The following is a 4,504-nucleotide window of genomic DNA, read 5'->3' on the forward strand; positions in this document are numbered from 1 at the left end:
GAGCGGGGATGATCCTCACCTACTGGGCGACCGAGGCCGCCCGCATGATCGGACGCTGACCGCGCCCCGGAGGTCGTGCCGGGCTCCGCACAGCCCGGCGCGACCACGTGCGGGACCGGGGGGTGGTGTCCCGCCGATCGGGCCGGGGGAGGAAGCCGGCGCGATCGGCGGGACACCACCCGGGGGGCGGGCCGGGGGTTACTTCTCGGCCTTGAGCATCTCCGCCAGGCGGGAGAGGCCGTCCGCCGCGTGGCCCTCGGCGATCGAGCGGTCCAGCAGGGCCTGGAAGGGCTCGAACAGCTCGGAGCTGACGCCCTGGGCGGCGAAGGTCTCCAGGAAGTTCGGGAACGCCGACTGGTTCACCGCCAGGCTCGACACGTCGGTGAGGTGCTCACCGGAGTCGATCGCCTGGGCGATGCCCGGGACGATCCCCAGCATGGCCTGGATCCACTCGACCAGCGGGCCGCTGAACTCCTCGGCGCGGATGTTCTCCGTGCGGACCAGGGCGAGCGCCTGGACCACACCGATGATCATGCCGTACATGCCGGTCAGCAGACCGAGGTCGTGCAGGGCGGCGAAGCCCGGGTCCGTGCCGGTCCAGCGGGTGCCGCCGAGGGCGGCCAGGGTCGCCTCGTGCTCCTTGTACGCCTCCTCGTCACCGCTGTAGAAGACGTACGCGTGGGGGCCGGCGATCATCTGCGGGACGGCCATGATGCCGCCGTCCACGTAGCGGGCACCGCGCTCCGTGACCTGCTCGGAGAGCGCGCGGGCCTGCGCCGGGGTGCCGTTGGTGAGGTTGACGACGGTGCGGCCCGCCAGGGACTCGGGAAGCGTGGCGAGCAGCTCGCCGACGTTGTCGTTGGTCAGCAGGCAGAGGATGACCAGCGGGCTGGCCTCGACGGCCTCCGTGGCCGTGTCGGCGGGCTTGGCGCCCTGGGCGACGAGCGGGCCGGTCTTGGAGGCGGACCGGTTCCACACGGTGACCTCGTGGCCGGCCTTCAGGAAGGCCGAGGCCAGGGCGCTCCCCATCAGGCCGAGGCCGAGGACGGAGACGCGGGCAGCCGGGGTGTTCTCAGGCATGGGACATGACTCCAGTGACGAGAGTGAGGGGGAGGAGCCGCCCTCGCGGCTCGTTTCGATCATCGTCGGGGGCGTCTTGCCCCACAAGTACCGACTTTTCCCTCAGGAACGCACCGATTGGTAAGGAACGGCGGGGCGGCGCACCCTGGAGAAGTACGAGCGCCGACAGGTACCTCGCCGGAGGTGGTCCTCATGATGCACACCCTCGTGGGATGGCATGTGGAGATGGAGTTCAAGGAGGAGGGCGACCGGACGCGGGCGGCGGCCATGGTGCGGCTCACCGACGGTACGGAGTTCCGTGCCCACGGAACGGCGAATCGACACCCCTCCGACCCCGAGCAGTTGCGGGTGGGGGAGGAGATCGCCGGGGCGCGGGCCCTCATGGACCTCGCCTCCCAGCTGCTGCAGAAGGCGCACACGGAGATCGACGAGGTCTCCGGACGGACCTCGCACCCGATTCCCCGCTGATCCCCGCACGGGCCGGACACGCCGTCGTACGGCCCCCTCACGCGCGTCCGGGGGTGCGGCGGGACGCCGGAAGGCCCCGGTACGGATCACGCGGTCCGTACCGGGGCCTTCCGGTCCCGTGTCGTGCGGGTGGGTGTCAGAGGCGCTCGGGGGTGCGGATGCCCAGGAGGGCCATGCCCCGGTGGAGCGTGCGGGCGGTCAGCTCGCACAGGAACAGACGGTTCTCCACCTGCTCCGCCGTGTCCGCCTTCAGGACCGGGCACTCCGAGTAGAACGTCGTGTACAGCGACGCCAGCTGGTAGAGGTAGGAGGCCAGCTTGTGCGGCGCGTACTCGGCGGCGGTCTCGGCCACCAGCTCGCCGAAGGCGTCCAGGTGCAGGCCGAGCGCGCGCTCCGAGGGCGCGAGCGCCAGCTCCGGGTGCGCGGCCGGCTTCGCGTCCCCGGCCTTGCGGAGGATCGACTGGATCCGGGCGTACGCGTACTGCAGGTACACCGAGGTGTCGCCGTTCAGCGAGACCATCTGGTCCAGGTCGAACTTGTAGTCGCGGGCCGCCGAGGTCGACAGGTCCGCGTACTTCACCGCGCCGATGCCCACCTGGGCGCCGCGCTCGGCGATCTCGTCCTCGGTGAGGTCCTGGGCCTTCTCGCGGACCACGGCCGAGGCGCGGTCGATCGCCTCGTCCAGCAGGTCCACGAGCCGGACCGTCTCGCCCTCACGGGTCTTGAACGGCTTGCCGTCCTTGCCGAGGACCGTGCCGAAGGCCAGCTGGACCGCCTTCACGTCCTCGTTCAGCCAGCCGGCCCGGCGGGCGGTCTCGAAGACCATCCGGAAGTGCAGTGCCTGCCGGGCGTCCACCACGTACAGCAGGGTGGACGCCTTGAGGTTCTGCACCCGGTCCCGGATCGCCGACAGGTCGGTCGCCGCGTATCCGAAGCCACCGTCCGACTTCTGGACGATCAGCGGGGTCGGGTTGCCGTCCGGGCCCTTGATGTCGTCGAAGAAGACGCACAGCGCGCCCTCGGAACGGACCGCGACGCCCGACTCCTCCAGGAGCCGGCAGGTCTCGTTCAGCATGTCGTTGTAGCCCGACTCGCCGACGATGTCCTCGTCCCGGATGTCCATGTCGAGCTTCTCGAAGACGGAGAAGAAGTAGATCTTCGACTCGTCGACGAACCGCTGCCAGGTGGCGAGGGTCCCCGGATCGCCGGCCTGGAGGTCGACCACCCGGCGCCGGGCCCGGGTCTTGAACTCCTCGTCGGCGTCGAACAGCCGGCGGGCAGCCTTGTAGAGGCGGTCCAGGTTGGACATCGCCTCCTCGCCGGTGACCTCGGCGTCCTTGTGGTCCAGCTCGTGCGGGTGCTCCTCCAGGTACTGGATGAGCATGCCGAACTGGGTGCCCCAGTCGCCGATGTGGTGGCGCCGGACCACCTTCTCGCCGGTGAACTCCAGGATCTCCACCATGGCCGCGCCGATCACGGCCGACCGCAGGTGGCCGACGTGCATCTCCTTCGCCACGTTCGGCTGGGCGTAGTCGATGACCGTCGTGCCGGCCGACTCGTTGAACGGCACGCCGAGCCGGTCGTCGGCCGCGCGGGCCGCGAGCGTCCGCACGATGGCCGCGTCGGTGACGGTGATGTTCAGGAAGCCGGGGCCGGAGACCTCGATCTCGCCGAGGACGTCGTTGGCCGGGATGGCCCCGACGACCTTCGCCGCGAGCTCCCGCGGGTTGCCCTTCAGCTGCTTGGCCAGCGCCAGGATGCCGTTGGCCTGGAAATCGGCCCGGTCGCTTCGTCGCAGCAGCGGGTCGGCGGACCCGGCCTCCGGCAGGGCTGCCGAGAGGCCTTCCGCGAGGCGCTGCTGCACGGTCGAAGCGAGGGAAGGGACCGAGGCCATGAGCTTCCGTTCCTGTTGTCGTGTCGGGGTGGGCTATATCGCTTGTCAAGTGTCCCATGGGCGGGCAACGTGTTTTCTCCCCCAGCCCCTCGCCTGTGGACGGTCCGCGACCTGTGGACAACCTCCGAGCGGTTCGCTCCGTCTGGGAGAATGGCCGACGTAAGGCTTCGAGGGAATCCAGAAAGAAGGACGTACCGACCGTGGCTCAGAGCAGCACCGAGACCGACTGGGTCTCCCGTTTCGCGGACGAGGTCATCACCGAGTCGGAGCGACGTGCGCCTGGCAAACCGGTCGTCGTCGCCTCCGGCCTCTCCCCGTCCGGCCCGATCCACCTGGGCAACCTGCGCGAGGTCATGACCCCGCACCTGGTCGCCGACGAGATCCGCCGCCGGGGACACGAGGTCAGGCACCTCATCTCCTGGGACGACTACGACCGCTACCGCAAGGTGCCCAACGGCGTCGAGGGCATCGACGAGAGCTGGGCCGAGCACATCGGCAAGCCGCTGACGTCCGTCCCGGCGCCGGCCGGTTCGCCGCACCCGAACTGGGCCGAGCACTTCAAGGCGGCCATGGTCGAGGCGCTGGCCGAGCTGGGCGTCCCCTACGAGCCGATCAGCCAGACGGAGCAGTACACCTCCGGCGTCTACCGCGAGCAGATCCTGCACGCCATGCGCCACCGCGCCGACATCGACGCGATCCTCGACCAGTACCGCACCAAGAAGGCCCCCAAGAAGCAGTCGCAGAAGCCGGTCGACGAGGCCGAGCTGGAGGCCGCCGAGGGCTCCGGCGCGGCGGGCGAGGACGACGGCTCCGGCGGCGGCGCGGGCTACTTCCCGTACAAGCCGTACTGCGGGCGGTGCGAGAAGGACTTCACCACCGTCACCTCCTACGACGACGACACCACCGAGCTCAGCTACACCTGCGCGGCGTGCGATTTCGCGGAGACCGTCAAGCTCAGCGAGTTCAACCGCGGCAAGCTGGTGTGGAAGGTCGACTGGCCCATGCGCTGGGCCTACGAGGGCGTGATCTTCGAGCCCTCCGGTGTCGACCACTCCTCGCCGG

3 protein-coding genes and 1 pseudogene are annotated in these 4,504 nt (G+C 70.0%); 2 read left to right on the forward strand and 2 right to left on the reverse strand.

Annotation, left to right across the window (positions count from 1 at the left end; translation table 11 throughout):
* Positions 1 to 198 precede the first annotated feature (198 nt).
* Entirely contained in the window at positions 199 to 1,080 is an 882-nt protein-coding gene (locus RIF68_RS28300) for an NAD(P)-binding domain-containing protein (protein WP_309054137.1), read from the reverse strand.
* Positions 1,081 to 1,275: 195 nt separating this feature from the next.
* Here RIF68_RS28300 and RIF68_RS28305 point away from each other — a divergent pair, with 195 nt between their 5' ends.
* Entirely contained in the window at positions 1,276 to 1,548 is a 273-nt protein-coding gene (locus RIF68_RS28305; RefSeq protein ID WP_309054139.1) for a DUF1876 domain-containing protein, read from the forward strand.
* Between the two features lie 136 nt (positions 1,549 to 1,684).
* Here RIF68_RS28305 and argS read toward each other — a convergent pair whose 3' ends face one another.
* Entirely contained in the window at positions 1,685 to 3,442 is a 1,758-nt protein-coding gene (gene argS, locus RIF68_RS28310; RefSeq protein WP_309054138.1) for an arginine--tRNA ligase, read from the reverse strand.
* A gap of 200 nt (positions 3,443 to 3,642) precedes the next feature.
* Between argS and RIF68_RS28315 the strand changes: the two are divergent.
* Positions 3,643 to 4,504, forward strand: a pseudogene (locus RIF68_RS28315) (lysine--tRNA ligase); the annotation flags it as partial.

This window comes from Streptomyces sp., assembly GCF_031178505.1.
GTDB lineage: Bacteria > Actinomycetota > Actinomycetes > Streptomycetales > Streptomycetaceae > Streptomyces > Streptomyces gulbargensis.